Raw genomic sequence first — 26851 nt, forward strand, 5'->3', positions numbered from 1 at the left:
CGGGGAATGTCAGACGAAAATCGGCGACATTTCGGCAGCGAATTCATCCTCGGTGAGCTGGCCATTGAGAAGCAGCTGCGCGCCCAGTCGCCCGATCTCGTCCGAAGACTTGGCGGAGACGAAATTGCCGCCGGTCAGAACCGCGATATTGGAGGACTGCGTATAGCCGATATAGGGGTAGCCGCTACGGGTGATGGAGGCGATACAGGAGCCTGACGTGACGGGGCAGCCAGTCAGCGCCGGCATCAGCGACAGGGCTTTTTTCGTCAGGAACTCCACCTCATCAGGCGTGCCGTCCGAATGGAACCAGTCCATCGCGTCAGTGAGCGTTTCAAGCCTGCCCTTCTCGCTCTCCCCGCCAATCTTCAGATAGACCTTGCCATCGGGATAACGCACCGGCGGCAGGATATAGACGATGTCGTCCTCTGTTTCCGCGAGCACGATGGTGGAGGGCATCGCCCCAAACAACGCCTGATGCGCCTCATCCAGCTCGAAAAAGACGATGGTGCGGCCCGTGGCCGCCATATCGACGGGAGAAGGCAGAAGTTCCGCCATGTTGGTGAAACCGCCGGCCGCCACGATGACCTTTTCAGCGGTATGGACGGCCCCGTCGCGGGTCGAAACCTCTACGCCATGGGAGGTGTCGCGAATATGCGCCGCCGTCTCGCGCAGCAGTTTCGCACCCTGCACCTCGGCAATGGCGCACTGCGCCTTCACCAGGGCGCGTGGATTGACGTGGCCGGCATTCTGCGCCTCGAAATAACCGTCGTGATCCGCCGGCAGGGAGAACATCGGAAACCGGTCAACGAGCGCATCGCTGCCGAGTGTCTCTACACCAAGACCGAGACGGTCCGCCGATGAAAGGGCGCGCGAGACATAATCTCCCGCAAGACCCTTACCGTTGCCGGTGAACAGACAGCCTGCTTCGGTAAAAAAGCGAATGCCGCTTTTGGCCTCGATCTTCGCATAACGGCGGATGGAGCGTTGCGCCAGCTCCGCCCAGACCGGATCGCCGTCAAACCCGCGGGTGATGCGCGCCTCATCGTAATGACTTGAAAATACACCCTGATGCGTCTTGCGATCGGCGGGTTCGCCCGGCCCGATCAGCGCCACGCCATCCGTTTGCACGGAGAGATGTCGAGCCGCAGCCGCTCCCATCATTCCGGCCCCGACGACGATATATTTGAAATCCGGCATGCCATGCTCCGTATCAGCTTTGCTTCTGACTACAGCATGCCGGGCCGAACCGGAATCGCTTTTCGCAATTTAACAAGCAATGCAAACCGGCCTCAGCCGGCCAGCAACGCCTGCACCTTGCCACAATAGCGCTTGGAGACTGGGTTCATGCGGGTGGCGCCATGGCCGGCATTGTAACGCAGGATCGTGCCGCACACCTGACCGCCGCCCAGCTGATGCGCCGTCGCCAGATATTGCATGCCCCAGCGGATATTGGTCTCGGGATCGTAAAGCGCCTTGGTCGTGCCGCGATAGCCCATCATCCGCGCCGTGGCCGGCTTGATCTGCATCAGCCCGACCTCGCCCGCGCTGCCGCGGGCCTTGGGGTTGAACTTGCTTTCCACCGAAACGACGGCATGCGCCAGGTTGGTGGGAACGCCGTAACGCTTGGCATATTTGACGATCAGATCGGAATAGCCGTTCTTGAGAGTGGAAGGCAGGTTTTTTTCCGGAATGGGATAACCGGGCTTGCGGAAGAAGGTCTCCAGCGTCACGGTTTTGGTCTTGACGTCCTCGTCTTTGGCAAAAGCAATCCCCGCCTGCGAAGCGAGCATAATAACACTCGCCACGACAGCAACAACAACCCTGTTCATATGTAGAAAAAGTCTCCAGATCGGATGACCGGAACAATGAAGCGACACAAATAGTCTGCGCCCGGAAAGTCGATCGCGACCTTCCGCTGTCCGGTCTCCTTGATTGATATTGACGGCAGGCTCCCCTGAAGAACGACACCGCATGCAGTGACGTTCTTAAACTTCCTCAATGCGGATTAACTGTGGCACAAGAAAAAAAGCGACTTGAACTCGCGGAAAAAGCGGGAATGCTTTTCCAGAATTGGCGATTAAGCGCCCGAAAATCTCGGCAGGCTGGCGATCAGCCGGTGCAGCGTGTCGATGGTGGAGAAATCCGCGATACCATCCACCAAAGCGGGGCGGAAATGCCGCTGGAAAGCGGCCACGGCGCCTTCGGTTTTTTCGCAATAAGCGCCTGTAATTTCAACGCCATAACCATAAATAGACAGCATCGACTGCAGCGCTTCGACCGGTTGGCCATGGTCGCCGCGCTGAAAAAAGCGGCCGCCACGGATCGGAGCAGGCTCCACCCAATGGCCGACACCGTGCTGCGACAGGATGTCCCACGGAAATTTTTCACCCGGATCGACCTTGCGGATCGGTGCAACATCCGAATGCGCCAGCACCCTTTCTGGGGCGATAGACCAGCGCTGGCCGCAATCGCGACACAATTCGATGACGGCAGCCACCTGCTCTTTCGGAAATTCCGGCAGGCCGCCGGGATGGCCCTGATTGGCGATCTCGATACCGATGGAGCGGGAATTGATGTCCTGATCCCCCGCCCATATGCTTTTGCCCGCATGCCAGGCACGGCGGGTTTCCGGCACGAGCTGGATGACGCGCCCGTCCTCGAAGACGAAATAATGGCTTGAGACCTGGCTTTCGAGATTGCAGAGCCACGACAGTGCGCCGTCGGCCGTCGTCATGCCGGTATAATGCAACAGGATAATATCGGGGCCGGCTACATCAAGCCTTTCACCATGGTTAGGCGAAGGCGCAACGGTTGCGCCCCCAAAATCCGGGATAAAATCCGGCAGACATTCACTCATGCGACGCGGCGTTCTTTCTCGATGGCCGCATAAGCGGCGTTGAGAGCCGCCATACGCTCATTCGCGGCCGCATGCAATTCCATGGGAACGCCGCGGGCAATGAGCTTGTCAGGATGGTGTTCGGCAACCAGCGTTCGGTACCGCTTGCGGATATCCAGAAAATCGTCCGAAGGCGAAACGCCGAGCACGCGATAAGGGTCGCGCCCGTCCATATGGACATGCCGCGCCATGATCGTTTCGAAGTGATCTTCGGTGATACGGAAGATTTCCGCGATCCGGCCCAGGAAGGCGAGTTCCCGTTCGTGGATCAGCCCATCGGCCTTGGCGATGTGGAACAGGCCGTCGATGACGCTTTCCAGCATCTCGCAATTGGCGTGCCCGGAGCCGCAAAGACCAGCAAGCCGCTCCGCATAGGCCTCGTAACCGGCAACGTCCTGGCGGGCGAGATTATAAAGACGGGCGACGTTCTTGGCTTCTTCTTCCGGAAAATCGAAGATTTGCCGGAAGGCGCGCACTTCCGCGTCGTTGACGACACCGTCGGCCTTCGCCATCTTGGCGGAGAGCGCGATGATGGCCACGGAAAACGAAACCTTGCGGCGGGTTTCCGGGTCACCTTCGAAAAGGGTGCGGATGGCTTCCACCACGCGCCCGAGCGCACCGCCTGCCGCGTCGCCGATTGCGCCGAGCAGCCGTTCCCACAGGGATGAAATTTGCAGACAGGCGAAATCGAACATCATGCAACAAGCATGACGGGATATTGCCGCGAATGCAATATGCCTAGCGGGCCAGCGGCATTAACTTTTATTCATCTTTGCGACAGTTTTGCTTCAGGAACAAGAGTACGGCAGACGACGGAACCATGGTTTTCCACAGAGGGCGGAAAGCCGGCCGCCGGCGATGCCGATTGAAACGATTATATTACGCCACTTTGCTCAAGCCGCTGAAAACCCGCGAGAAATCGGCGTTCTTCTTCATAAATTCACTTTACACCAACACGCGGCTGTCGCATCCATTTGCCAGACATGTCTTTGGGTATATGTGAAAAGGAGAGCCATGATGGCCAAACAGAAAGTCGCAATGCTGACCGCGGGTGGCCTTGCGCCCTGTCTCTCTTCGGCCGTGGGCGGCCTGATCGAGCGTTACAGCGACATCGCGCCCGAGATCGACATCATCGCTTACCGCTCCGGTTACCAGGGCGTGCTTCTGGGTGACCGCATCGAGATCACCAAGGATATGCGGGAAAAGGCACATCTGCTCCACCGCTACGGCGGCTCGCCGATCGGCAACAGCCGTGTGAAGCTCACCAATGCCGCCGATTGCGCCAAGCGCGGTCTGGTCAAGGAAGGCGACAATCCGCTGCGCGTCGCCGCTGACCGGCTGGCGGCTGACGGCGTCACCATTCTCCACACGATCGGTGGCGACGACACCAATACGACAGCGGCCGATCTTGCCGCCTATCTTGGCGCTAACGGCTATGACCTCACCGTTGTCGGCCTGCCGAAGACGGTGGATAACGACGTGGTGCCGATCAAGCAGTCGCTCGGCGCCTGGACGGCCGCTGAAGTCGGCGCTTCCTTCTTCGACAATGTCAGCAACGAGCAGAGCGCTGCACCCAAGACCTTCGTCATCCATGAAGTCATGGGCCGCCATTGCGGCTGGCTGACGGCCGCCACCGCGCGCGCCTATATCCAGAAGACCAGCGGCAATGAATATGTCGAAGGCCTGATGATGAACACGCAGATGAAGAACATCGACGGCATCTACCTGCCGGAAATGGCCTTCGACATCGAGGCGGAAGCCAAGCGCCTGAAGGAAATCATGGACAAAAACGGCTATGTCACGCTGTTCGTGTCGGAAGGCGCCGGGCTTGATTCGATCGTTGCCGAACGCGAAGCCTCCGGCGAGGCTGTCAAGCGCGACGCTTTCGGCCATGTGAAGATCGACACCATCAATGTCGGCGGCTGGTTCCAGAAGCAGTTCGCCAGCCTCATCGGTGCGGAACGCTCCATGGTGCAGAAATCTGGCTATTTCGCCCGCTCCGCCGCCGCCAATGGCGACGACCTGCGCCTCATCCAGGGCATGGTCGATCTCGCCGTCGAAAGCGCGCTCAACAAGGTCTCCGGCGTCACCGGCCATGACGAAGACCATAATGGCAAATTGCGGACCATCGAGTTTCCGCGTATCAAGGGCGGAAAGCATTTCGACCTCTCTGCAAAATGGTTTACCGAAGTGATGGAACACGTCGGTCAGCCGTTCACAGCGGCCTGATTTTACGATAGGCTAAAATAATACTGCGACAGGGAGGGCAAGGAGGAAGAGAATGTCTGGACAGGCCTGGCTGATTTTTTGTGCAGCATGTGCCGTTGTGTTCGCACTCCCCTCTCCCCTTGTATTCTCTGTCGCCTCCTATGCCGCCATTCGCGGCAAAAAGACGATCTTCGCGTCCGTCAGCGGCGGCGCGCTCGGCATCGTCACGGCCATGACGATTTCCGCCATTCCGGTGGCCGGTCTCGTCTATCTGCCGCAATCCTTCGTGGAAATCGTGCAATGGGCCGGCATCGGCTGGCTGATGCTGTTTCTCCTGTGGACCTTCGCCACGCCTGCCGCCCAGGCCGCCAATGCCGATAATGACAATCTGCCCGGCAAATCCTGGAGCGGCATTTTCCGCGATTGTTACGCCATTGCCGCCTTGCGCCCGCGCTACTTCGCTTTATTTCTGGCGCTGTTGCCGCAATTCGTGTCCACTTCCGGCAATGCAATTGAAACGTTCGCCATGGCGCAGGCCGCCATTCTTCTTCAGGCGTTGGTGATTCTGACCGGGCAGGCGCTGTTTGCCGGGCCTACTCTGGCGATGGTGCGCCGCATGTCGGGCGATAAGAAAATCCGGCCGAAATACCGCACCCACTTTATTTCCGGCCGCGCCGTCAGTGCCGGATACAGGCGCATCGCGGCCTGAAAAACCGCCCGAAAGCCGGGGAGAAACGCACCGGCTTGCCGCTATCCTTACAATAGGTTAATGAAGGCTCGACGGGACACTGCCTGCTTCGCTCGACGCGGGGGTATCGAAAGACAGGCATAACGAAGGCGGCAACATGCGAAATTCCGGCAAATTCCGCGGAAGAAGTGCACTTCTTCTGTCTTCCACCGTGGGTCTGGCACTGGCATTGAGCGCATGTACCAGCGTCGAATATACCGCAAAGGAAGGACCGAACGGCCCGACGATCGCGACAGTCAATCCCGCGACCACTCCCGCGGAAACATCGCCGCAGCCGGCGACGGCCGAAGCAGCAACGGGCGTGACCCCGGCAGCAGCAGCAACGGTTAAGACCGCCGAAACCGCAACGTCTTCCCAGCCTGCGGCACTTCCCACCGCCGTCGCCGTCAAGGGCGGACGCGTGGCGCTGCCGCCGGCTTCTGAAATTGCTGCGGCCGCAGCCATCGCCGCCCAGATGCAACCGCAGCAGAACGAAGTCGCCCAAGCGAGTGTGACGACATCTGCGCCGACCACGGCCACGGCACTCGCACCGACAAGCGCCACTCCGGCGGCCGCAGCCATCGAAACGGCTGACATGGCGGCCAAGCCGGCTGCCCACAATGCCGCTGCCGATCTGCCGCAGGTGGTTGCCGTCAAGGGCAGCTTCCCGCCCGCGCCGCCGCCGCCCGGTTCGCCCTCCATCGGCACTGAACTGACGGCCGAACGCAAAGTCATTCCGCTGCCAAAGCCGGACAGCACGGTTCTGGCCTATGCAGCCGGCCCGACCAACGCCGCGCTTGCCGCTATCCGCCAGAACGAATCGATGGCGGCCCCGGTCGGACGCGAAAAGCTCAGCGGCCTTATTACCAAATACGCCACCATGTACGATGTGCCGGAAGATCTGGTTCATCGCGTGGTGCGGCGTGAAAGCATGTATAATCCCGGCGCCTATAGCAGCGGCAATTTCGGCCTGATGCAGATCAGGCATGCCACGGCCCGCTCCATGGGCTTCGATGGTCCCGCTTCCGGCCTGTTCGATGCCGAAACCAACCTCAAATACGCCGTCAAATATCTGCGCGGCGCATGGGTTGTGGCGGGTAACGACCGCGATAACGCGGTCCGGCTTTATGCGCGCGGTTATTACTACGACGCCAAGCGCAAGGGCATGCTGCACGTTCTGCGCAAGTGATGGCCTCCGGCTGCATTGGGAATGCAGTCTGGATTCGTGGCAACTTAGACGCCGATCGTTTCACAGCGTCTTTTCGTCTCATTGTTTTCACCCACAGCCCCTGTCATCAAACTGTAGTGTGACGGCTGTAGACGCCTCTCAATCGACTGAGAGGTGAACATATGACGAGTGCGGCACCCAAGACCGGCTTCAGCAAGAACACGAAACTGAAGTCTGCATTGCTCCAGCACAAGGCACTCTCCAAAAGCGGTCTGTCCGAGCGGTTCTTCGGCGTCCTCTTTTCCGGCCTCGTCTATCCGCAGATATGGGAAGACCCGGAAATCGACATGGAGGCGATGGAGCTTGGCGAAGGCCACCGCATCGTCACCATCGGCTCGGGCGGCTGCAACATGCTGGCCTACCTCTCCCGCAATCCGGCCAGCATCGATGTCGTGGACCTCAACCCGCACCACATTGCGCTGAACAAGCTGAAGCTCGCCGCCTTCCGCCATCTGCCCGCCCATCAGGACGTGGTGCGCCACTTCGGCCGCGCCAACCACCGCAGCAACAGCATCGGTTACGACCGCTTCATCGCCGAGCATCTCGACGCCACGACCAAGGCATACTGGTCGAAGCGCACCCTTTCCGGCCGGCGCCGCATCTCTGTCTTCGACAGGAATATCTATCGCACCGGCCTGCTCGGCCGCTTCATCGGCGCCGGTCATCTCATGGCCCGGCTGCACGGCGTGAAGCTCACCGAAATGGCCAACACCCGAACGCTGGACGAACAGCGCCAGTTTTTCGACAGCAAGGTCGCACCCCTTTTCGACAAGCCGGTGGTGCGCTGGCTGACGAAGCGCAAAAGCTCGCTTTTCGGCCTTGGCATTCCGCCGCGCCAATATGACGAGCTGGCCAGCCTTTCCGCCGATGGCACGGTTGCGTCCGTGCTCAAGGAGCGGCTGGAAAAGCTCGCCTGCAACTTCCCGCTCAGCGACAATTATTTCGCCTGGCAGGCCTTCGCGCGCCGTTATCCCGAACCGCATGAGGGTGCCCTGCCCGCCTATCTCAAGTCGGAATATTACGAAACGATCCGCAACAACACCGCACGCGTTGCCGTGCACCACGCCACCTATACCGAGCTTCTCTCCAAAAAGCCGGCAAGCGCCGTCGACCGCTATATCCTCCTAGATGCGCAGGACTGGATGACGGACACGCAGCTCAACGAATTATGGTCGCAGATCAGCCGCACCGCGGCATCCGGCGCGCGCGTCATCTTCCGCACCGCCGCCGAAAAGAGCGTCATCGAAGGCCGGCTTTCGCCTGACATCCGCAACCAGTGGGTCTATCTCGAAGAGCGCTCCAACGAGCTCAACGCCATGGACCGCTCGGCCATCTACGGCGGCTTCCATATCTACCAGAGGGCTATGGCATGAAAACCATCGGCGAGAATGTAGGCCTTGCAGACAGCGCGCATGCGAGCCTGATGGACCGCATGTATCGCCACCAGCGGCATATCTACGATATCACCCGCAAATATTACCTTCTCGGCCGCGACAGAACCATTTCCGGCCTCGACGTGCCGAAAGGTGGCACCTTGCTGGAAGTTGGCTGCGGCACCGGCCGCAACCTGCTGCTGGCCAGCCGCAAATTTCCGCAGGCGAAACTGTTCGGCCTCGACATTTCCGCCGAAATGCTGCTGACCGCAGCCGAAAATTTCGCCGGCAAGGCGGAACGCCCCATGCTGCGCGTGGCAGACGCCACTGCCTTCCGCGCCTCGGAATTCGGCCAACCCGAGGGCTTCGACCGCGTCATGATCCCCTATGCGCTGTCGATGATACCGGATTGGGAAAAGGCGATCGAACAGGCGCTCACGGCGCTGAAGCCCGGCGGCTCACTGCATATCGTCGATTTCGGCCAGCAGGAACAATTGCCGAAGTGGTTCCGCACCCTTCTGCAAGCCTGGCTCACCCGTTTCCACGTCACGCCCCGCGCCAATCTTCGCTATGTTCTGGCCAATATGGCCGGCCGTTTTGACGGCAATCTCGAATTCGAGGAAATCGCCCGGGGTTATGCCTGGCGGGCTGTCATCACGCTCCCGGTTGCCGAAGCGCAGCAGCCGAAAAACCACCGCATCTTGGCCGACGCCTGATTCCCGACGGATTGCAAAACCCACATGCGCGCATGCGACGTCGCCTTCAAGGCTTCGCCGGGCGAGGTTTCAGCAGTAAAAATCGCAAATCGCTGCAAATCCAGCGGCTTGCGAGATGCAAAAAGCACCTAGCCCCTTGCCATAACCGCTTGTTTACCATGTTATGCGTAAATTGAGAGATATGGCGCGCCGTTTTGCGGCCGCGGGATGGGCAACACTTTCATCAGGGTTTCAATGCGGCTGCGTTTATCGGCACTATTGTCGGCTTTGCTGTTGATCGGCGGCTGCACCTCTACCAGTTACGACCTGCTGGAAACCGCATCCGTTTCCAGGCCGAAATTTTCTGATACCGACCCGCAGGATTTCGGCGTCAACAACCCGCACCGCCACGAGGTACACGGCATCGACGTGTCCAAATGGAATGGCGACGTTGACTGGCAAACCGTGCGCAAATCCGGCGTCTCCTTCGTCTTCATCAAGGCGACGGAAGGGTCGGACCGTATCGATCCGAAATTCGGCGACCATTGGCGCAGCGCGGCGGCGGCCGATATTCTGCACGCGCCCTACCATTTCTATTATTTCTGCTCCACAGCGGACGCCCAGGCCGAATGGTTCATTCGCAACGTTCCGAAGAACGCCGTCACCCTGCCCCCGGTTCTCGACGTGGAGTGGAATCCTTCCTCCCCCACCTGCAAGACCCGCCCTGCCCCGGGTATCGTGCGCGCCGAAATGCAACGTTTCCTCGACCGCATCGAAGCCCACTACGGCAAGCGCCCGATCATCTATACCTCAGTCGACTTTCACCGCGACAATCTCGTCGGCCAGTTCAAGGACTACCATTTCTGGGTGCGTTCCGTTGCCGCCCATCCGGCCAAGATTTACGAAGATCGCAAATGGGCCTTCTGGCAATATACCGCAACCGGCGTCGTGCCCGGCGTGAACGGTCCCACTGACATCAATGTCTTCGCCGGAAGTGAGAAAAACTGGCGAAAATGGATTGCTTCCGCCAAATAACACGGCCAAGAAGCAACACTTTTGAAAAATCGGCGTTGTTCAGCCACGTCAGATCGCCCGATCCGTTTTTTTGTCGCAAACATATGGGTAAAGCGGGCTAACAACCTATCGAGGAAATTCCCATGCCCACGTTCCGGTCGCGCAGCATCGTTTTTGCCGCCGCTTTGTCGCTTCTTTCTACCGGCTCCGCACTCGCAACGCCGCCTGTCGCCTCGCCTGACGATCCCAAGCAGGTTGCCTGCGGCGGCGATCTCGGTGCATTTCTCGAAGGCGTGAAAGCCGACGCGCTTGCCAAGGGCATTCCGGCCGACGCAATCCAGAAGGCGCTCTCCGGCGCGCAGATCGACCCGAAGGTGCTCGCGCGTGACCGTGCACAGGGCGTCTTCCGCCAGACCTTCCTGGAGTTTTCCCAGCGCACCGTCAGCCAGGCGCGCCTCGATATTGGCCGCAAGAAACTGCAGGAACTCTCCTCCACCTTCGCCCGCGCCGAAAGCGAATACGGTGTACCGGCCGGCGTCATCGCCGCCTTCTGGGCCATGGAAACCGATTTTGGCGCCGTCCAGGGTGATTTTAACACCCGTAACGCGCTGGTGACCCTGTCGCATGATTGCCGCCGCCCGGAACTCTTCCGTCCGCAGCTGCTGGCGCTGATCGAAATGGTTCAGCACGGCGATCTCGACCCAGCCACCAATACGGGCGCATGGGCCGGTGAAATCGGCCAGGTGCAGATGCTGCCCAAGGACATCATCGCTTTCGGCGTCGATGGTGATGGCGACGGCCACATCAACGTCAAGAGCAGCGCGCCCGACGCCATCCTGACGGCGGCCAAATTCATCCAGCATCTCGGTTTCAAGAAGGGCGAACCCTGGATTCAGGAAGTTTCCCTGCCTGAAAACCTGCCCTGGGAAAAATCCGGCCTCGGCGGCACGCTGACCGCCGGTGAGTGGTTCGCGCTCGGCGTCACCCCGCGTGACGGCAACAAGAACTTCGCTTCCCTTCCCGCCGCGCTCATCATGCCGCAGGGGCGCAAGGGTCCGACTTTCATTACCTATCCTAATTTCAACATCTATCTGGAATGGAACCAGTCGTTCATCTACACGACCTCGGCCGCCTATTTCGCCACACGTTTGATGGGCTCCCCCGTCTATAACAAGGGCAACCCGGAGCCCGGTTTCGATGATGCGACCATGAAGCAGCTTCAGACCAAGCTCGAAGCGCGCGGACATAATGTCGGCAAGGTGGACGGCATTCTCGGTTCCGGTACCCGCGTCGCCATCCAGAAAGAGCAGCAGCGTCTCGGACTGCCCGCCGATGGCTGGCCTTCTGCCGCACTTTTGCAGGCGCTTTAATCAATCTTAACGCCGCCTTCCGGCCCTTCATCTGTCGGACGGAATCAAGGCAAAAATCATTAATCTCGACCTGATGACTGGGGATAACACCCCGGTCATTTACTTTTTTTAAACTTATGAAGCACTGCGTGATAGAGAAATAATCTTTTATTTTCAATAAATTACAGAAAACGCTTTTTTACGGCATGCCAGGCCTTGCTGCACTGCATCACAAAAACCGCTTTCCAACCGCCACAAAACGGTCATATTATCAAACCTGTCAACAACAGGAGGCACCCATGGGACTTACAAAATCTCTCAATGCCTTGGCAGTCGGTTTGGCGTTTTTGTTCGTAGCGATGATGCTTTTCATCTGACGAGACGTGAAGACCAAACGCAGATAAAAACCGTAGATGACACGAGTTTAAAAAGCGCAGGCCCTAAGGGACCTGCGCTTTTTTCATATCGGTAATCTGCTGTGTAAAATCACGCGGCGCTGCGGCGCAGACGCTCCAGCCCGAGATTTTCAAGCACCGCGTCAACCAGCGGCGCGCGGTTCATGGTGTAGAGATGGAACTCATTGACGCCACGACGCTGAAGATCGGCAATCTGTTCGGCGGCAACCTCCGCGGCCACGCGGGCGCGACCTTCCAGATCGTCGTCATAGCCTTCGAAACGCTCATCCAGAAAACCGGGAATGCTGGTGCCGCAGCGGCCGGCGAAACGCTTGAGTTGGGTGAGATTCTGGATCGGCATAATGCCCGGAACCACCGGAATGGTGATGCCCGCCGCCGTGACCCGCTCCATGTAACGTTCGAACACGTCATTATCGAAGAAGAACTGCGTCAGCGCCCGCGTCGCACCATTGTCGGCCTTGCGCTTCAACATGTCGATATCGATAGCCTCGCTTGCGCTTTCCGGATGTTTTTCCGGATAGGCCGAAACGGAAATCTCGAAATCGGCAATTTCACGCAGCCCCTTCACCAGAGCGGCAGCATTCTCATACCCTTCCGGATGCGGCTGGTAAGCCGTGCCGATGCCGGCGGAGGGATCGCCGCGAAGCGCCACGAAATGGCGAACGCCAGCATTGCGGAACTCTTCTACGACCTGATGCACCTCATCCCGGCTCGCATCCACGCACGTCAGATGCGCGGCAGTCGGCAGATGGCCGTCTGCGATCATACGGCGTACCGCGTCCAGCGTCGGCGCTTTTGTGGAGCCGCCGGCACCATAGGTGACGGAAACGAAATCCGGATTCCACTTCTTCAGTTCGTCGACCGTTTCCCAAAGCTGGGATTCCATCTCGGCGTTCTTGGGAGGAAAAAATTCGAAAGACAACCGGATGTCGCCATCACGGCGTGCGGTTTCTGACCTCAACATATCATGCCCTCCCGGAGCGAAGTAAAACCGCCTCTTGCGCCACATCGTCTGCCATCAGCAGCCGCTGGTCGCGGGCAACCCATATCGTGACGTCCAAAGCCTCGTCGGACGCTTTTTCAGAATGAAGATCGACGGCGCGCTCCAACGAAAGCCCGGCCTTCTTCAACCATTCTTCCATCAGCGGATGCGAGAAACCGAGCCGCACATGCGCGTGTTCATCACGCAGATATTCGAAGGAATGCGGTGCAAGGTCGATGACGATCAGCCGACCGCCGGGACGCAGCATGCGCGCAGCTTCCGAAAGCGCGATTTCCGGCTGGTCGAGGAAATGCAGGACCTGATGGATAACGATCAGATCGAAATCCTGTCCCTCGAGCGGCAGATTGAGAATGTCGCCATGGCGAACGGAGGCATTGACCACACCTGCCTTGTCGAGATTGGCGCGCGCCACCGACAGCATGTCGCGGCTGGCATCCACACCGATCGCGCGACGATAGATCCCGCTCAGAAGCTGCAGGATACGGCCGGTGCCGGTGCCAAGATCGAGAAGCGAATCGATCGGCGTGGTGCCCACCAGCTTCAGGAGCGCGCCTTCCACGGCCTCGTCGCTGACATGCAGACGGCGCAGCTCGTCCCATGCGGAAGCGTTGCGGCTGAAATAGTCCTGCGCCCGCTCCGCCCGCACCCGCTTGACGGTGGCAAGCCGTTCGCTGTCGCGCTGGAGAACCGCGTCAGACGGCGACGCGGCGCCAAGCAGCTGCCGAACGACGCCCGCAGGCTCACCATCCTGCCGCAGACGGAAATAGGCCCATGCGCCTTCCTGATAACGCTCGATCAGCCCCTCTTCCGTCAAAAGTTTGAGGTGACGGGAGATGCGCGGCTGCGACTGGCCGAGGATTTCGGTAAGGTCGGTAACCGTCAGATCGCCGGCCGAAAGAAGCGCCAGCAAGCGAAAACGCGTCGTCTCACCCGCCGCCTTCAGGAGATCCACCAATTTGTCCAGACCGAACGCCACTCTGCCGCGCCTCGCAAGCTAATCAAGATATAAAGATATCTTTATGTCGATGTGGCGTTCGATGCAAGCGTAAAGTGTCTCGGGACGCGATCATGTCCACTTATTACACGAAAAAAGGCCCGCTTTACGGCGGGCCTTTCTGGAGCGATGCTGAAAAGGATCAGCGCGTCAGGCGCTTGTAGCTCACGCGGCCGGGCTTGATGCTTTCCGGGCCGAGACGGCGGACCTTGTCCTTTTCGTAGTCTTCGAAGTTGCCTTCGAACCATTCCACATGGCTGTCACCCTCGAAAGCGAGGATGTGGGTGGCCAGACGGTCGAGGAACATGCGGTCGTGGCTGATGATAACGGCGCAACCGGCGAAGGCTTCCAGCGCTTCTTCAAGTGCTGCCAGCGTTTCCGTATCAAGGTCGTTGGTCGGTTCGTCGAGCAGCAGAACGTTGCCGCCGGCCTTCAGCATCTTGGCGAGGTGAACGCGGTTACGCTGACCGCCCGAAAGATTGCCGACCTTCTGCTGCTGATCGCCGCCCTTGAAGTTGAAGGCGCCGCAATAGGCGCGCGAATTCACTTCGAACTTGCCGAGCTTGATGATGTCGTTGCCGCCGGAGATTTCTTCCCACACGGTCTTGTCGCCCGCCAGCGCGTCGCGGCTCTGGTCGACGTAACCGAGCTGAACGGTGTCACCAACGGTCACGGAACCGCTATCAGGCTTCTCCTGACCGGTGATCATCTTGAACAGCGTCGTCTTACCCGCACCGTTCGGACCGATGACGCCGACGATACCACCGGGCGGCAGCTTGAAGGACAGGTTTTCAATCAGCACGCGGTCGCCATAGGACTTGGTGAGGTTGTCGGCTTCGATGACGACGCGACCGAGACGCTCTGCAACCGGAATGACGATCTGCGCATCGCCGGGACGGCGGTTTTCCGCTGCTTCCACCAGTTCGTCATAGGCCTTGATACGCGCCTTGGATTTCGTCTGGCGGGCCTTGGGGCTGGATGCGATCCATTCCTGCTCGCGGCTGATGGCCTTCTGACGCGATGCATCTTCGCGAGCTTCCTGCTGCATGCGCTTGGCTTTCGCCTGCAGGTAAGCGGAGTAGTTGCCTTCGTAAGGAATGCCGCGACCACGATCGAGCTCGAGAATCCAGCCCGTGACATTGTCGAGGAAGTAGCGGTCGTGGGTGATCATCATCACGGCGCCGGGATAGTCGCGCAGGTGCTTTTCGAGCCAGGCGATAGTTTCAGCGTCCAGATGGTTCGTCGGTTCGTCGAGCAGCAGCAGGTCCGGCTGCGACAGCAGCAGACGGCACAGTGCCACACGGCGACGCTCACCACCGGAAAGGCCGGTCACGGGCGAATCGCCGGGCGGGCAACGCAGGGCATCCATGGCCATTTCGACCTGATTTTCCAGATCCCAGAGGTTCTGGCTGTCGATCATGTCCTGAAGCTTTGCGCCCTCATCCGCCGTTTCGTCGGAATAGTTCATCATCAATTCGTTGTAGCGGTCGACGATCGCCGTCTTGTGCGCCACGCCTTCCATGACGTTTTCCATCACGGTCTTGTTTTCGTCGAGCTTCGGCTCCTGCTCGAGATAACCGAGGGTCGCACCTTCGGCGAGCCAGGCTTCACCGGTATATTCCTTGTCGAGGCCGGCCATGATTTTCAGAACGGTCGACTTACCGGCACCGTTCGGGCCGAGGATACCGATCTTGGCATCGGGGTAGAAGGAGAGATGGACGTTCTCCAGAACCTTCTTCGCGCCATAGGACTTGTTCAGCCCAGCCATGTGATAGATGAATTGACGTGCCATTGTAGCGAATGCTCCACATCGGATTTTTAAGAGTACGTATCGGGAAATTTGCCGCTATGTAGGGTAAATAGGACCTTGGGGCAACCTCTGGCACGATTATGACCCCATGATTATGACAAGCTGCGTGACGAGGCGATGGGTGCTGCCATGAATGAGACGACCGATAACTTCGCCTTCAGCCAGATTGAGAGGCTGGAAGCCCCTTCCGGCGCATCGATCGCCTTCCGTCATCAACCTTCCGCTCTATCCCCCGCCCGTGGCGTGCTGATGATCTGCCACGGCCTTGTCGAGCACGCCGGCCGCTACCGCCGTTTTGCCGATGTCATGGCGAAACAGGGTTTCGAGGTCTATGCCCATGACCATCGCGGCCATGGCCGCACGAGAGCGGCGGATGCGCCTCTCGGTCGCTTCGCCTGGAAGGACGGCGCGGAAAAGGTGGTTGCCGATGTCATGGCGATGCGCGTGATGATCGGGGAAAGACATCCCGGCCTGCCCGTGATCCTGTTCGGCCATTCCATGGGCGGCCTTGTGGCGCTGAACACCGCCGTCAGCCATCCGGATGCCTTCGATGGTCTGTCGATCTGGAATTCCAATCTCAATCCCGGCGTCATGGGCCGCATCGCACAGATCGTGCTCCGGCTTGAAAAGATGCTGAAGGGATCGGACGTGCCGAGCGCCATCCTGCCGAAGGCGACCTTCCGCGCCTGGAATGCAAAAATGCCGGAAAGGCGCACCCATGCCGACTGGCTGAGCCACGACAAGGCGGCTGTCGATGCCTATGTGGAGGACCCGCTCTGCCAGTTCGAGGCGAGCGTTTCGCTCTGGCAAGATGTTTTCGAACTCTCCTATCGCGCGCCGAAACTCATCGAGCGCCTGCCAAAAACGCTGCCGCTGTTACTGGTAAGCGGCGATCAGGATGCCGCCACGAATGATGGCAGGGAAATTGTGTGGCTAGCCGAGCGTTTCCGCCAGGCGGGCTTCAGTCATGTCGAACACACAATCTACAAGGGAATGCGGCACGAGACATTGAACGAGATCGGCTGGCAGCCCGTCGCGGCGGATTTCGCCGCCTGGTGCGGTCGGGTCGTTAAAGACTGAAGGCGCCTTTGCCGAAACGGAATAAGTCCATGAGATAAAATCACATGCGGCGCGGCAGGCAGCGGTCTATAAACCGGCAAGCAGAAAATCCCGGGGGACAGATGACCGACATGCCGAACAGGAAACCGCCGCTCGCAGGCATCCGTGTCATTGAACTCGCGCGTGTTCTGGCAGGTCCCTGGGCGGGGCAGATGCTGGCCGACATGGGCGCTGACGTCATCAAGGTCGAGAACCCCGAAGGTGGCGACGATACCCGCGCATGGGGACCGCCTTTCGTCGAAAGCGATGATGGGGAAAATCTCTCCGCCGCCTATTACCACGCCACCAATCGCGGCAAACGCTCCATCGTCGCCGATCTGAAGACCCCTGAGGGCTGCGAACTGGTGCGCCGGCTGGTCCGCACCGCCGATGTCGTCATCGAAAACTTCAAGCGCGGCGGGCTCGCGAAATACGGCCTCGATTACGAGAGCCTGAGGGTGCTCAATCCGAAGCTGATCTATTGCTCCATCACCGGCTTCGGCCAGACCGGACCCTATGCCGATTTCGCCGGATACGACTATATCGTGCAGGGCATGTCCGGTTTCATGTCGATAACGGGCGAGCCCGATGGCCAGCCGATGAAGGCCGGCGTGGCTGTTGCCGATATCTTCACGGGCATCTATTCCGTGTCAGCCATTCAGGCCGCGCTAATCCACGCCATGCGCTCAGGCGAAGGCCAGCATATCGACATGGCGCTTCTGGATGTGCAATCGGCCGTGCTGGCCAACCAGAACATGAATTACCTGATTTCTGGCAGGCCGCCCGTCCGGCTCGGCAACGCCCATCCAAATATTTCCCCCTATGAGGTGGTGCCGACGGCCGATGGTTTCCTGATACTGGCAGTCGGCAATGACGGCCAGTTCCGCCGCCTCTGCACCATTCTCGGCATTGGCGCGATTGCCGATGACGAACGTTATGCGACAAACAAGGCCCGCGTCGCACATAAGGTCGAAGTCCGGCAGATCGTTTCCACCGAAACGCTGAAATGGAATAAGCGCGATCTTCTGACCGCCTGCGAAACCAACGCCGTACCGGCCGGGCCGATCAATTCCATCGAGGAAATGTTCGCCGATCCGCAGGTTAAGGCACGCGGCCTGCGCGTCGATCTCGAGGCGCAGGATGGCACCGTCATCCCCGGGGTACGGACACCGATTATCATGTCAAAGACGCCGCTGCGTTATGAACGCCCGAGCCCGAAGCTCGGCGAACATCAGGCGCAGGTGCTGGCCGAACTGGAAACTATCGAAAGGACCACGACGCCATGAAAGCAGCCGGAATGAAAAGAACAGGCGGAGAACTGATCGTCGAAGCGCTGAAGGCCAATGGTGTCTCCCGCGTGTCCTGCGTTCCGGGCGAGAGCTATCTGGCGGTGCTGGATGCGCTTTATGAAAGCGGCATCGAAACCGTCGTCTGCCGCCAGGAAGGCGGCGCCGCCATGATGGCCGACACCTGGGGCCGGTTGACCGGCGAACCCGGCATCTGCATGGTGACGCGCGGTCCGGGTGCCACCAACGCCTCGGCCGGCCTGCACATCGCCCGGCAGGATTCCATTCCGATGATCCTGTTCATCGGCCAGGTGCAGCGCGAAGCCCGCGAACGCGAGGCTTTCCAGGAAGTGGAATATCGCCGCGCCTTCACCGAATTCGCCAAATGGGTGGGCGAGATCGACGATGCCCGCCGCATTCCCGAATTTGTTACCCGCGCCTTTGCCGTCGCCACCTCCGGCCGCCCCGGCCCGGTGGTGCTGACGCTGCCTGAAGACATGCTGGTGGAAGAAGTCGAAGCGCCCGAGGCAAAGCCCTACATGCCGGTAGAAGCCCATCCAGGCACATCGCAGATTGCCGCCTTCGCAAAAATGCTGGGCGAAGCGAAACGGCCGATCTTCATCGTCGGCGGCACCCGTTGGTCCGAGGAGAGCGTGGCGAGCTTCAGGGCATTTGCCGAAAACCACAAGCTGCCCGTCGGCTGCTCCTTCCGCCGCCAGATGCTGTTCGATCACCTGAGCCCTTCCTATGCCGGCGATGTCGGCATCGGCATCAACCCGGCCCTGGCGAAGGAGATCAAGGAAGCCGATCTGGTGGTACTGCTCGGCGGCCGCCTCTCCGAAATGCCCTCCTCCGGTTATACGCTCATCGACATCCCCTACCCGTCGCAGAAGCTGATCCATATTTATCCCGAAGCCGAAGAGCTTGGCCGCGTCTATCGCCCCGATCTGGCGATCTGCGCCGCCCCGGATGATTTCGTCGCCGCCCTCGCCTCGCTTACCCTTTCCGGCAACGCCGCATGGGCCGAGCGCACCGCCGCCATGCACGCAGCTTATCTCACCTGGTCGACACCACCGCAGACCGGCCCCGGTCCGGTGCAGATGGGCCCGATCATGGACTGGATCGAGGCCAATGTGGCCGACGACGCGATCTTCACCAATGGCGCCGGCAATTATGCCACCTGGCTCCACCGCTTCCACCGTTTCCGCCGCTTCAACACCCAATCGGCCCCGACATCAGGCTCGATGGGTTACGGCCTACCGGCGGCCGTCGCCGCCAAGCATCTGTTCCCGGAGCGTGAGGTGATCTGCTTTGCCGGTGACGGCTGCTTCATGATGCACGGGCAGGAATTCATCACCGCCGTGCGTTACGGTCTGCCGATCATCACCGTGCTGGTCAATAATGGCACCTATGGCACCATTCGCATGCATCAGGAGCGGGAATATCCCGGCCGCGTCAGCGGCACCGATCTCGTCAATCCGGATTTCAACGCTTTTGCAAAAGCCTATGGCGGCCACGGCGAAACGGTGGAAAGAACGCAAGACTTCGCCGCCGCCTTCGAGCGGGCGCGGTCCAGCGGCAAACCGGCCATCATCGAGGTGAAGCTGGATGCGGAAGCGATCACACCGACGCGTACCCTGACGCAGATACGGACCGGAAGCTGATATTACGCATGGACACGGCTCCGGCATGGTGTAAATCCTGACGCTCGCACGACGTCATCCTCGGGCCTGTCCCGAGGATCCAATCACGTATCGTAAAGTTCATCGGTTGCAGATGCTCGGGACAGGCCCGAGCATGACGAAGGAGGGGTCTCACACTTCTTTCAGCAGCCCTTTGGATCAGGAAACGACATGCCGGATGTTGCCCCTCCCGTCATCACCCCACGCGGCGCAAAAATCGAGCCCTCGGCGGGCGCACCTTTCGAGGCCGTGCGCGTGGCCCGCGATGTGCTGCACATTTCCCGCACCGCAGCGCTTGCGACCCTCGATCCCGTGAGCGGTTATCCCTATACGACCGCAACCAATATCGGCATCGAGCCGGATGGCACACCGTTCTTCTTCGCGGCGGGGCTGACGCTGCATGCCCGCAACATGGAGGCGGACGCGCGCATCTCACTGACGCTCGCTCCCTTCGGCAAGGGCGATGCGCTGACATTGCCGCGGCTGACACTGGTCGGCAAGGCGGAGCAAATCAGCCCGGATGAAGTGCCGCTTGCGAGACAGCGCTATATTGCCCGTTACCCCAAGGCGAAACTTTATCTGTCCCTTCCCGACACAAGGCTCTACCGGCTGCGGACGGAAGGCGTGCAGATCAATGGTGGCCCGACGCGAAATGCCAGCACCATCACACCCGGCGATCTGCGCACCGATCTGTCAGGTGCAGAAGAACTGATGGCTGTAGCGGAAAGCGAAGCGATCCGCCTCAACGCCATCAAGGGCGAAGCGGCTCGGCTTGCCGTTCTCGCTGGTGCCAAAACCGGACGCTGGAAAATCACCTCCATCGATCCTGACGGCATCGATCTGGCTTCGGCCAGCGATCTGGCCCGGCTTTGGTTTGCGGAGCGGGTGACAACGTTGAAGCAGTTTGAGAAACAATTGACTCAACCCGCAAGCTGAACCCGCCAAGGGCTTCAAAACAAACGAATACAGGCGACTCGTCGCAGGTTCAGCCTCGACCGGCATCATATACATGGTGTCTCGAACGGCCCTGTCACCGCGCCATCGTTTCCATGCGGAAGAAAACGACAAACATGTTGACCTCTTCTTTCATAAATAATATGCATGCACATGCAAATAAATAGTCGGCACGTCGAGACGACCATTTGTGACCCTGGCATGCTCAATCGACCACTCATCGGTCGGGAGACAGGGACAATCCTTCAAACAATCATCCTAACGGAGAATGACAATGCATTGGATGTATCTGGCAATCGCAGTGATCTTTGAAATCGCGGTAGCAATATCGGCAGGAAATGCCAAGGGTTTCTCTCATCCCTGGTGGACTGCCGCGACTTTGGTCAGCGGCGCAATCGCGACAGTTTTCCTTAGTTTTGCGCTTCTCACTTTCGACGTTGGTGTTGGCTACGCCATTTGGACCTCTACAGCAGGCGTCGGCATTGTCGTTCTGGGCGCGATTTTTTTCGAACAAAGATTGGACTGGAGGAAAATCGCTGGGATCGCCCTGGTAATCGGCGGGGTCATCGGACTTCGGCTCAGCGGCGCGGCATAAAAATAGAGCGACAACATCTGACGTCAGAACACCAGATCAGAAAGGATATGGATATGACAACGAACGCGAATACGGGGTGCGCGTGGTTCATGCTGCTGCTCGCCGGTCTCTTCGAAATCGGTTACGCGCTCAGCGTGAGCGGGAGCAGGGCTTTCACGATACCGAGTTGGTCCATCGCCGCCGCAATCTTCTTCCTGCTGACACTTTATTTTCTCAGCGTGTCCCTCAAGACCATCGACGTCGGGCTTGGCTACGCGGTTTGGGCAGGCATAGGCGCGGTCGGGGCGGCCGTCTGCGGTAGTCTCCTACTGGATCAGCCGTTGACTCTCACCCAGTCGTTCTGGCTGGCGATTATCATCGCCGGGGTCGTGTGGCTGAAGCTCGCCGACAGCGTCAAACTCCCCAAGGGAGAGACCGGGCTGTCATAGCGCCGTCCGCTTGAAGATGTTATTGTATGAGCATACATATGGGTTAGTATTTCCTTCCTCTAGGAGCTTGCCCATATGTCCTCCAAACACGATGCGTGGCTGAAACTTGCCCAAGCCGTCGGCAACGTCGAAGTCGACCTCGGAAAAACGATGCAAACCGCCTGCGGACTTGGCTTATCGGAATATCGTGCGCTGGAGGCGCTTTCCCGCTCACCCACCGGTGAATTGCGGATGCAGGATCTTGCCTCGCATCTTTGCCTCAACCAGAGTTCGGTTTCCAGGCTGGTGGAACGTCTGGAACGGACAGGCCTCACGGTCCGGGATCTTTGTCCGGACGACAAGCGCGGTGTGTATACCGTTTTGACCGATAGTGGGCGTACGCGCATCGATAGCGCCCGCACCTTTTATAAAACAGCACTGGATGCTGCAATAAAACAGCATGGCTGCGAAAAGGCGCTTGCAGCGCAATTCACTCCTTCAGCCCAAGCGTAGACGACCACCCGGTTCCGGCATCAAATGACTTTGCTTCCGACAGCATCGCCTCGAGAAAAAGGCCGGGCCGCATTCCGCAACCCGGCCTTTCCTTAAAAAATCAAACCATTGCTCAGAGAGCAGCGGTCACGATGAACTCAACCTTGTAGTCCGGCGTCGCCAATGGTGCGCCGCTAGTGGCGCGGGCCGGAGGGTTTGCCGGGTCGATCCAGCCTTCCCAGACGGCGTTCATTTCGCCGAAGGTGGACATGTCGGAGAGGTAGATGATGGTCTGCAGGATCTTCGACTTGTCGGAACCGGCAGCGGCCAGCAGGCGGTCGACTTCAGCGAGAGCGGACTTGCTCTGTTCCGTAACGCTCGTGCCTTCGCCAACCTGGCCGGCCAGATAAACGGTGTTGCCGTGAACGACGGCGCCGCTCATGCGCTTGCCCGGTTCGATGCGCTTGATGGTCATGGAAAACTCCTGTTGATTGGCATTAAAAATCGAAGATGCGCGGAAAATCAGCCGCGCAGGTGATGGGTCTTTTCGTAAATCGCCGTCGAGCGCGCGCCAGAGCGGCAATAGCCGAGCATCGGGCGCTGCAATTCGTCCAGCGCATCCACCATGCCGGCAACGGCATCGGCGTCGACGCCATAGCGGCCGACCGGCACATGCATGATGGTGAGGCCAAGCTGCTCGGCACGCTCGGCAATATCAGCAAAAAGCGGCTGGCCGTCTTCTTCGCCGTCAGGGCGATGGCAGACGATCGACTTGAAGCCGAGCGCCTTGACCTCGTCAAGATCAGCGACGCTGATCTGTCCCGTTACCGAATATTCGTCGTCAATGCGCCTGATATCCATGTCATGCCTCCGCTGGCCGTCACCCTTGAAATCCGCATCCGATGTAAGCGGTCAAAACCGCGGCGTCAATGACGGGCGATCTTCATTCGGTACGACTCAGAGGATGGAAAAGCGCAGGCCGAAGGAACGGCTTTCGCCCGGCTGGAGAATATTGAACTCGCCGGCAGCCTCAAGCTCGCTCCGCCCGACCCAGCGATGCGAAACCGGCTCGATGCCGAGCACATTGGCCGGCGCCTGCTGATTGCGCCACATCTGCAGATAGGGCAGCGTTTCCGTACGGAAACGCACGGTCAGCGTCTTCCCGCCGATGGCCGCGACCGGACCGAGCTTCAGTTCCGCCCAGTCATCATTGCCGGCAGAAACGCAGAAAACGCTGCCCGGCTCTTCGCCGAAACGCCAGCCATGGCCGCCGCCATGCAGCATCGCGCCCTCAAGCCGCACGGCATCGTCGAACAGCCGCGCGCCGATATTCATGTGATACATCAGGAACACCGGGATGGGCCGCTCGGACGTATTGACGATCCGGTCATCGAGGCTGACTTCGCCGCTTTCCCCGTCGATGCGCCATGTCCGTTCCAGAAGGGCCGTGCCACCATCGGCAAGCTTCACGGGAACCTCGACGCGCGCCAATGCATTGGACTCTTGAACATCGAACGCAATGACCGTCGCGGGATGCGAGGAAAAGGACCCATGCAGCGGATATCGACGTCCCTCATCGTCACCATCTAACGGCTCGGGATGGCGGATATGGTCGGGGCCGCAGGTGAACAGAAAGCCTTCCAGAGAGTGGTCGATGCGCGCATCGCCATCGTCGGGAATGGCGCGGCCGGGCGCGATGTCGATGCCATCGACGACGCAGGAGCCGATATCGAAAACGGAGGTTTCATCGAGGAAAATGCGTGGCGATTTGCCGGCCTGAAATGAACGCAAGACAACCTCCCTGTGGCAGCAAAAACGCATGGTTCACGGAAACGCTACTAACCGTGAAGGAAATTAAGATTGCATTAACCGCGAATTCACCTTTTTCACAATAGGGTCAAGATTGCGGTGTGTTTATCGGTGAACAAGCAAGGGATAGCAGAATCGTGAAACAGTTTCTTAACGCAGCTCTGGGTTTGACGGTCGCCGTGGCGTCGGTTTTCACCCCGCTACAGGCTGGCGCGCAGCAGCGTTATGGTTATGAGCAGCCGGTTCTGGTGACGCCGGACGGTCGCGTGCTCGATTTCGTTCCCGAACGCGGCGATATCGTCATCAGCCGCGACGCGATGGGACGCACGGTGTTTTACGACCAGTATGGCAATCTCCTCGCCACCGAAATGCCCTCCGGCTACCCGCAGCGGCAACAGGCGCGCCAGCGCGACACCACCTATTATCCGCCCGCCCCCGGCGGACGGTATCGTGAGCCGCAACGCGACTACGGCTACCAGGACAATGGCAGCGTGCGCGATTACCGCGAATATCGCGGCGACGGCTCCGACGAGAATTTCTACACCGGCTCCGTTCCCGCACCCGGTGCGGTTGAAAGCGGCCCGCTCGGCCAGCCGATGCCGGGCGAAAGCACCACGGCCGCGGTTCCGCAGCCGGAGCACCTGATCGAGCGCCACACGCCGGTGACAACGCCGGTCAATCGCTCGCGCCAGGAAATCGTCGCGCTCCAGACCTTCCTCGACCGTGAAGGCATCTCGCCCGGCGTTATCGACGGTAAGATGGGCGACAACGTCAACAAGGCGATTGCCGCCTGGCAGGACATGACCGGCGAAAAGCTCGATCCGAACAATTCCGACGATATTCTGGAGCGCCTGCGCGCTTCCGGCGGTATGCCTATTGTCGACTACACCATCACCGCCGCCGACGCCGCCGGCCCCTATGTCGCCTCCATCCCGGACGACTATGCCGAGAAATCGCAGCTGCCTGCCCTCTCCTTCACCTCGACTTCGGAAGCGCTCGCCGAACGCTTCCACATGGATGAGAACTACCTGAAGGAGCTGAACCCCGGCATCGATTTCTCCGTACCCGGCACCATTATCAAGGTCGTCAATCCGGGCGAGACGAAAAAGGGGCAGGTTGCCCGCATCGTTGCCCATAAGGGCATCAAGCAGGTCTTCGCCTATGGTCAGGACGGTAATCTGATTGCCGCCTATCCCGCCACCATCGGCTCCACGGATACGCCTTCACCAAGCGGCACTCACACGGTCGAGCGCGTCGCGCTCAATCCGGGCTACACCTATAATCCGAAGATCAACTTCAAACAGGGCCAGAACGACAAGATCCTGCAGATCCCGCCGGGTCCGAACGGCCCGGTCGGTACGGTCTGGATTGCCCTGTCTAAGCCGACCTACGGTATTCACGGCACCCCGGAACCGTCCAAGATCGGCAAGACTAACAGCCACGGCTGTATCCGCCTGACCAACTGGGATGCAACCGAGCTGGCGAAAATGGTCCGCCCCGGCGTCGTGGTCGAATTCGCCGAATAATCGAGCGCAAGAAAACAGAAAGCCCGGCGGTGTGATCCGCCGGGCTTATTTCGTTATTGGTGTTTCAGTCGCGCTTTTCCGTCAGGAAATACAGGAGCGCCGCTACCGGCAAGGCGAAGCCGATCCACGAGGCTGCTTGCCATTCACCGACGGCATAGGCCCAGCCACCCACGGCGGAGCCGATGGCACCACCCATGAAGAACGTCGCCATATAGATGCCGTTCAGGCGGCTGCGGAATTCCGCCCCCAGCGTGAAGATCGCCCGCTGGCCGAGCACCAGATTGGTGGTGACGCCGAAATCCAGAACGATGGCTGCGACGACCAGAATGGCGAGCGCCAGATGTGAACCTTCCGGCGCAAGATGCGTGACGGCGAAGGAGAGCGCCACCGCCGCCAAGGCAAAGAAGGTGGCCGCACGCGTCCAGCCACGATCGGCCATCCGCCCGGCGATCGGCGCGGCCACGGTGCCGGCTGCGCCCGCCAATGCGAAGAGCGCAATCTCTCCCTGGCTGAGATTAAAATGCGGCCCGCTCAGATAAAGCGGCGTCGTGGTCCAGAACAGGCTGAAGGCGGCAAACAGAAAGGCGTGATAGATCGCCCGCCGCCGCAGGATCGGCGTGTGAAGCGCCAGCCTGCCCATCGAAGCCATCAATGCGCCGTAGCTCAGGCGCGCATCGGGCATACGGGCGGGCAGAAGCCGGAAAAGCACCACAGCAAGAAGCGCCATGACGGCCGCCGAGGTCAGAAAGACGCCACGCCAGGACACCACTTCCGACAGCAGGCTGGAAACCGGCCGCGCCAGCATGATGCCGGCCATCAGCCCGCTCATGACGTTGCCGACGACTCGCCCGCGAATGGCGTGCGGCGCCATATGGGCGGCATAGGGAACGATGACCTGCACCGCCACGGAACTGACGCCAACCAGAAAGGCAGCAATCAGAAACGGCGCCGCATGCGGGGCAAACGCCGCGGCAGCGAGCGACAGCACGGCCATCGAGACGGAACTGACCACCAGCTTGCGATTTTCGATGAGATCACCGAGCGGCACGACGAACAGCAGGCCGATACCATAACCGATCTGCGTCAACGTCACGATCAGGCCGGTAGCACCCGCGGAAAGACCAAGCTCCGCCCCGATGATGCCTGCTAGCGGCTGTCCATAATAAAGATTGGCAGCGATCAACCCGCAGGCTGTCGCCAGCAAAAACGTCAGAGCCGGGGAAATGGATGTTGCCTCAACATCATCCCCATCGATTACACGCGTCGTCATCATTTTCTCCAATATGGAA

The 26851-nt window shown here is 59.7% G+C and carries 26 protein-coding genes; 15 read left to right on the plus strand and 11 right to left on the minus strand.

The genetic code is table 11. From position 1 onward, the window contains the following. Positions 1 to 9 precede the first annotated feature (9 nt). The 4 genes from ACQZ48_RS08935 to ACQZ48_RS08950 form a co-directional block, all read right to left on the minus strand. A complete protein-coding gene (locus tag ACQZ48_RS08935) occupies positions 10 to 1197 on the minus strand; it encodes an FAD-dependent oxidoreductase (RefSeq protein ID WP_448728743.1) in 1188 nt (395 codons plus the stop codon). Between the two features lie 92 nt (positions 1198 to 1289). Continuing rightward, on the minus strand, positions 1290 to 1829 hold the full coding sequence (locus tag ACQZ48_RS08940) for a lytic transglycosylase domain-containing protein (RefSeq protein ID WP_077981663.1): 540 nt from the start codon (positions 1827 to 1829) through the stop codon (positions 1290 to 1292). Positions 1830 to 2077: 248 nt separating this feature from the next. After that, positions 2078 to 2857, minus strand: a complete 780-nt coding sequence (locus ACQZ48_RS08945; RefSeq protein ID WP_137410699.1) for an N-acetylmuramoyl-L-alanine amidase — start codon at positions 2855 to 2857, stop codon at positions 2078 to 2080. Further along, positions 2854 to 3594: a J domain-containing protein gene (locus ACQZ48_RS08950; RefSeq protein ID WP_004430712.1), complete on the minus strand. Its 741-nt coding sequence runs from the start codon at positions 3592 to 3594 to the stop codon at positions 2854 to 2856. Before ACQZ48_RS08950 ends, ACQZ48_RS08945 begins: the two co-directional genes overlap by 4 nt. 319 nt (positions 3595 to 3913) lie before the next feature. Between ACQZ48_RS08950 and ACQZ48_RS08955 the strand changes: the two genes are divergently transcribed. The 7 genes from ACQZ48_RS08955 to ACQZ48_RS08985 all read left to right on the plus strand — a co-directional run bounded on the left by ACQZ48_RS08955 (position 3914) and on the right by ACQZ48_RS08985 (position 11511). Further along, entirely contained in the window at positions 3914 to 5125 is a 1212-nt protein-coding gene (locus ACQZ48_RS08955; RefSeq protein ID WP_077981767.1) for a pyrophosphate--fructose-6-phosphate 1-phosphotransferase, read from the plus strand. Between the two features lie 52 nt (positions 5126 to 5177). Further along, a complete protein-coding gene (locus ACQZ48_RS08960) occupies positions 5178 to 5813 on the plus strand; it encodes a LysE family translocator (protein ID WP_269826295.1) in 636 nt (211 codons plus the stop codon). Positions 5814 to 5949: 136 nt separating this feature from the next. Next, entirely contained in the window at positions 5950 to 7020 is a 1071-nt protein-coding gene (locus tag ACQZ48_RS08965; RefSeq protein ID WP_448728744.1) for a transglycosylase SLT domain-containing protein, read from the plus strand. Between the two features lie 161 nt (positions 7021 to 7181). Beyond that, on the plus strand, positions 7182 to 8432 hold the full coding sequence (locus tag ACQZ48_RS08970) for a BtaA family protein (RefSeq protein WP_374638379.1): 1251 nt from the start codon (positions 7182 to 7184) through the stop codon (positions 8430 to 8432). Next, positions 8429 to 9148, plus strand: coding sequence for a class I SAM-dependent methyltransferase (locus tag ACQZ48_RS08975; protein WP_448728745.1), 720 nt, complete (start codon positions 8429 to 8431; stop codon positions 9146 to 9148). The genes ACQZ48_RS08970 and ACQZ48_RS08975 overlap by 4 nt, the downstream gene beginning before the upstream one ends. Before the next feature lie 234 nt (positions 9149 to 9382). Continuing rightward, entirely contained in the window at positions 9383 to 10162 is a 780-nt protein-coding gene (locus tag ACQZ48_RS08980; protein WP_448728746.1) for a glycoside hydrolase family 25 protein, read from the plus strand. A 122-nt stretch (positions 10163 to 10284) separates the two neighbouring features. After that, on the plus strand, positions 10285 to 11511 hold the full coding sequence (locus tag ACQZ48_RS08985; RefSeq protein WP_448728747.1) for a lytic murein transglycosylase: 1227 nt from the start codon (positions 10285 to 10287) through the stop codon (positions 11509 to 11511). Positions 11512 to 11976: 465 nt separating this feature from the next. Here the strand turns inward: ACQZ48_RS08985 and metF are convergent, their stop codons facing one another. From metF to ettA, 3 genes are all read right to left on the minus strand, one after another. Further along, positions 11977 to 12870 (minus strand): methylenetetrahydrofolate reductase [NAD(P)H], encoded by an 894-nt coding sequence (gene metF / locus ACQZ48_RS08990; RefSeq protein WP_448728748.1) that lies wholly within the window; start codon positions 12868 to 12870, stop codon positions 11977 to 11979. 1 nt (position 12871) lies between these two features. Continuing rightward, a complete protein-coding gene (locus ACQZ48_RS08995; RefSeq protein ID WP_077981657.1) occupies positions 12872 to 13885 on the minus strand; it encodes an ArsR/SmtB family transcription factor in 1014 nt (337 codons plus the stop codon). Positions 13886 to 14045: 160 nt separating this feature from the next. Further along, positions 14046 to 15695: an energy-dependent translational throttle protein EttA gene (gene ettA / locus ACQZ48_RS09000; RefSeq protein WP_077981656.1), complete on the minus strand. Its 1650-nt coding sequence runs from the start codon at positions 15693 to 15695 to the stop codon at positions 14046 to 14048. 147 nt (positions 15696 to 15842) lie between these two features. On the opposite strand from ettA, the gene ACQZ48_RS09005 reads away from it, so the two are divergent. The 7 genes from ACQZ48_RS09005 (at position 15843) to ACQZ48_RS09035 (ending at position 22248) form a co-directional block, all read left to right on the plus strand. Continuing rightward, positions 15843 to 16793 (plus strand): alpha/beta hydrolase, encoded by a 951-nt coding sequence (locus ACQZ48_RS09005; RefSeq protein WP_191217541.1) that lies wholly within the window; start codon positions 15843 to 15845, stop codon positions 16791 to 16793. Positions 16794 to 16894: 101 nt separating this feature from the next. Continuing rightward, entirely contained in the window at positions 16895 to 18097 is a 1203-nt protein-coding gene (caiB, locus tag ACQZ48_RS09010; protein WP_191217540.1) for a succinate--glutarate CoA-transferase, read from the plus strand. Continuing rightward, a complete protein-coding gene (locus tag ACQZ48_RS09015) occupies positions 18094 to 19761 on the plus strand; it encodes a thiamine pyrophosphate-binding protein (protein WP_191217539.1) in 1668 nt (555 codons plus the stop codon). The genes caiB and ACQZ48_RS09015 overlap by 4 nt, the downstream gene beginning before the upstream one ends. A gap of 189 nt (positions 19762 to 19950) precedes the next feature. Continuing rightward, positions 19951 to 20715: a HugZ family pyridoxamine 5'-phosphate oxidase gene (locus tag ACQZ48_RS09020; protein ID WP_191217538.1), complete on the plus strand. Its 765-nt coding sequence runs from the start codon at positions 19951 to 19953 to the stop codon at positions 20713 to 20715. A gap of 292 nt (positions 20716 to 21007) precedes the next feature. Next, positions 21008 to 21328, plus strand: a complete 321-nt coding sequence (locus ACQZ48_RS09025; RefSeq protein WP_077981763.1) for a DMT family transporter — start codon at positions 21008 to 21010, stop codon at positions 21326 to 21328. A 53-nt stretch (positions 21329 to 21381) separates the two neighbouring features. Beyond that, positions 21382 to 21756: a multidrug efflux SMR transporter gene (locus ACQZ48_RS09030; RefSeq protein WP_321186467.1), complete on the plus strand. Its 375-nt coding sequence runs from the start codon at positions 21382 to 21384 to the stop codon at positions 21754 to 21756. Between the two features lie 75 nt (positions 21757 to 21831). Beyond that, positions 21832 to 22248, plus strand: a complete 417-nt coding sequence (locus ACQZ48_RS09035) for a MarR family winged helix-turn-helix transcriptional regulator (protein WP_077981651.1) — start codon at positions 21832 to 21834, stop codon at positions 22246 to 22248. A 112-nt stretch (positions 22249 to 22360) separates the two neighbouring features. Here ACQZ48_RS09035 and ACQZ48_RS09040 read toward each other — a convergent pair whose 3' ends face one another. From ACQZ48_RS09040 to ACQZ48_RS09050, 3 genes are all read right to left on the minus strand, one after another. After that, positions 22361 to 22702, minus strand: a complete 342-nt coding sequence (locus tag ACQZ48_RS09040) for a RidA family protein (RefSeq protein WP_003494829.1) — start codon at positions 22700 to 22702, stop codon at positions 22361 to 22363. Positions 22703 to 22749: 47 nt separating this feature from the next. Next, positions 22750 to 23088: a protein tyrosine phosphatase family protein gene (locus ACQZ48_RS09045; protein WP_046798035.1), complete on the minus strand. Its 339-nt coding sequence runs from the start codon at positions 23086 to 23088 to the stop codon at positions 22750 to 22752. A 96-nt stretch (positions 23089 to 23184) separates the two neighbouring features. After that, positions 23185 to 24018 carry an aldose 1-epimerase family protein gene (locus tag ACQZ48_RS09050; RefSeq protein ID WP_191217536.1) on the minus strand — a complete coding sequence of 278 codons (834 nt, stop codon included), beginning with the start codon at positions 24016 to 24018 and terminating at the stop codon, positions 23185 to 23187. A 155-nt stretch (positions 24019 to 24173) separates the two neighbouring features. Here ACQZ48_RS09050 and ACQZ48_RS09055 point away from each other — a divergent pair, with 155 nt between their 5' ends. Then, complete coding sequence (locus ACQZ48_RS09055) at positions 24174 to 25562, plus strand: L,D-transpeptidase family protein (protein ID WP_173989766.1); 1389 nt, start codon at positions 24174 to 24176, stop codon at positions 25560 to 25562. Positions 25563 to 25626: 64 nt separating this feature from the next. Here the strand turns inward: ACQZ48_RS09055 and ACQZ48_RS09060 are convergent, their stop codons facing one another. Continuing rightward, positions 25627 to 26832 (minus strand): MFS transporter, encoded by a 1206-nt coding sequence (locus ACQZ48_RS09060; RefSeq protein WP_191217535.1) that lies wholly within the window; start codon positions 26830 to 26832, stop codon positions 25627 to 25629. Between the last annotated feature and the right edge of the window lie 19 nt (positions 26833 to 26851).

This window comes from Agrobacterium sp. 22-209-1, assembly GCF_053522485.1.

What these genes read in the sequence shown, in the direction of transcription:
- ACQZ48_RS09060 (WP_191217535.1), bottom strand. Translation starts at nt 26,832, where the DNA reads ATGACGACGCGTGTAATCGATGGGGATGATGTTGAGGCAACATCCATT.
- ACQZ48_RS08975 (WP_448728745.1), top strand. Translation starts at nt 8,429, where the DNA reads ATGAAAACCATCGGCGAGAATGTAGGCCTTGCAGACAGCGCGCATGCG.
- ACQZ48_RS08980 (WP_448728746.1), top strand. Translation starts at nt 9,383, where the DNA reads ATGCGGCTGCGTTTATCGGCACTATTGTCGGCTTTGCTGTTGATCGGC.
- ACQZ48_RS09045 (WP_046798035.1), bottom strand. Translation starts at nt 23,088, where the DNA reads ATGGATATCAGGCGCATTGACGACGAATATTCGGTAACGGGACAGATC.
- ACQZ48_RS08955 (WP_077981767.1), top strand. Translation starts at nt 3,914, where the DNA reads ATGGCCAAACAGAAAGTCGCAATGCTGACCGCGGGTGGCCTTGCGCCC.
- ACQZ48_RS09015 (WP_191217539.1), top strand. Translation starts at nt 18,094, where the DNA reads ATGAAAGCAGCCGGAATGAAAAGAACAGGCGGAGAACTGATCGTCGAA.
- ACQZ48_RS08960 (WP_269826295.1), top strand. Translation starts at nt 5,178, where the DNA reads ATGTCTGGACAGGCCTGGCTGATTTTTTGTGCAGCATGTGCCGTTGTG.
- ACQZ48_RS09035 (WP_077981651.1), top strand. Translation starts at nt 21,832, where the DNA reads ATGTCCTCCAAACACGATGCGTGGCTGAAACTTGCCCAAGCCGTCGGC.
- ACQZ48_RS08940 (WP_077981663.1), bottom strand. Translation starts at nt 1,829, where the DNA reads ATGAACAGGGTTGTTGTTGCTGTCGTGGCGAGTGTTATTATGCTCGCT.
- ACQZ48_RS08985 (WP_448728747.1), top strand. Translation starts at nt 10,285, where the DNA reads ATGCCCACGTTCCGGTCGCGCAGCATCGTTTTTGCCGCCGCTTTGTCG.
- ACQZ48_RS08935 (WP_448728743.1), bottom strand. Translation starts at nt 1,197, where the DNA reads ATGCCGGATTTCAAATATATCGTCGTCGGGGCCGGAATGATGGGAGCG.
- ACQZ48_RS08965 (WP_448728744.1), top strand. Translation starts at nt 5,950, where the DNA reads ATGCGAAATTCCGGCAAATTCCGCGGAAGAAGTGCACTTCTTCTGTCT.
- caiB (WP_191217540.1), top strand. Translation starts at nt 16,895, where the DNA reads ATGACCGACATGCCGAACAGGAAACCGCCGCTCGCAGGCATCCGTGTC.
- ACQZ48_RS09005 (WP_191217541.1), top strand. Translation starts at nt 15,843, where the DNA reads ATGAATGAGACGACCGATAACTTCGCCTTCAGCCAGATTGAGAGGCTG.
- ettA (WP_077981656.1), bottom strand. Translation starts at nt 15,695, where the DNA reads ATGGCACGTCAATTCATCTATCACATGGCTGGGCTGAACAAGTCCTAT.
- metF (WP_448728748.1), bottom strand. Translation starts at nt 12,870, where the DNA reads ATGTTGAGGTCAGAAACCGCACGCCGTGATGGCGACATCCGGTTGTCT.
- ACQZ48_RS09020 (WP_191217538.1), top strand. Translation starts at nt 19,951, where the DNA reads ATGCCGGATGTTGCCCCTCCCGTCATCACCCCACGCGGCGCAAAAATC.
- ACQZ48_RS08970 (WP_374638379.1), top strand. Translation starts at nt 7,182, where the DNA reads ATGACGAGTGCGGCACCCAAGACCGGCTTCAGCAAGAACACGAAACTG.
- ACQZ48_RS09030 (WP_321186467.1), top strand. Translation starts at nt 21,382, where the DNA reads ATGACAACGAACGCGAATACGGGGTGCGCGTGGTTCATGCTGCTGCTC.
- ACQZ48_RS08945 (WP_137410699.1), bottom strand. Translation starts at nt 2,857, where the DNA reads ATGAGTGAATGTCTGCCGGATTTTATCCCGGATTTTGGGGGCGCAACC.
- ACQZ48_RS09025 (WP_077981763.1), top strand. Translation starts at nt 21,008, where the DNA reads ATGCATTGGATGTATCTGGCAATCGCAGTGATCTTTGAAATCGCGGTA.
- ACQZ48_RS08950 (WP_004430712.1), bottom strand. Translation starts at nt 3,594, where the DNA reads ATGATGTTCGATTTCGCCTGTCTGCAAATTTCATCCCTGTGGGAACGG.
- ACQZ48_RS09040 (WP_003494829.1), bottom strand. Translation starts at nt 22,702, where the DNA reads ATGACCATCAAGCGCATCGAACCGGGCAAGCGCATGAGCGGCGCCGTC.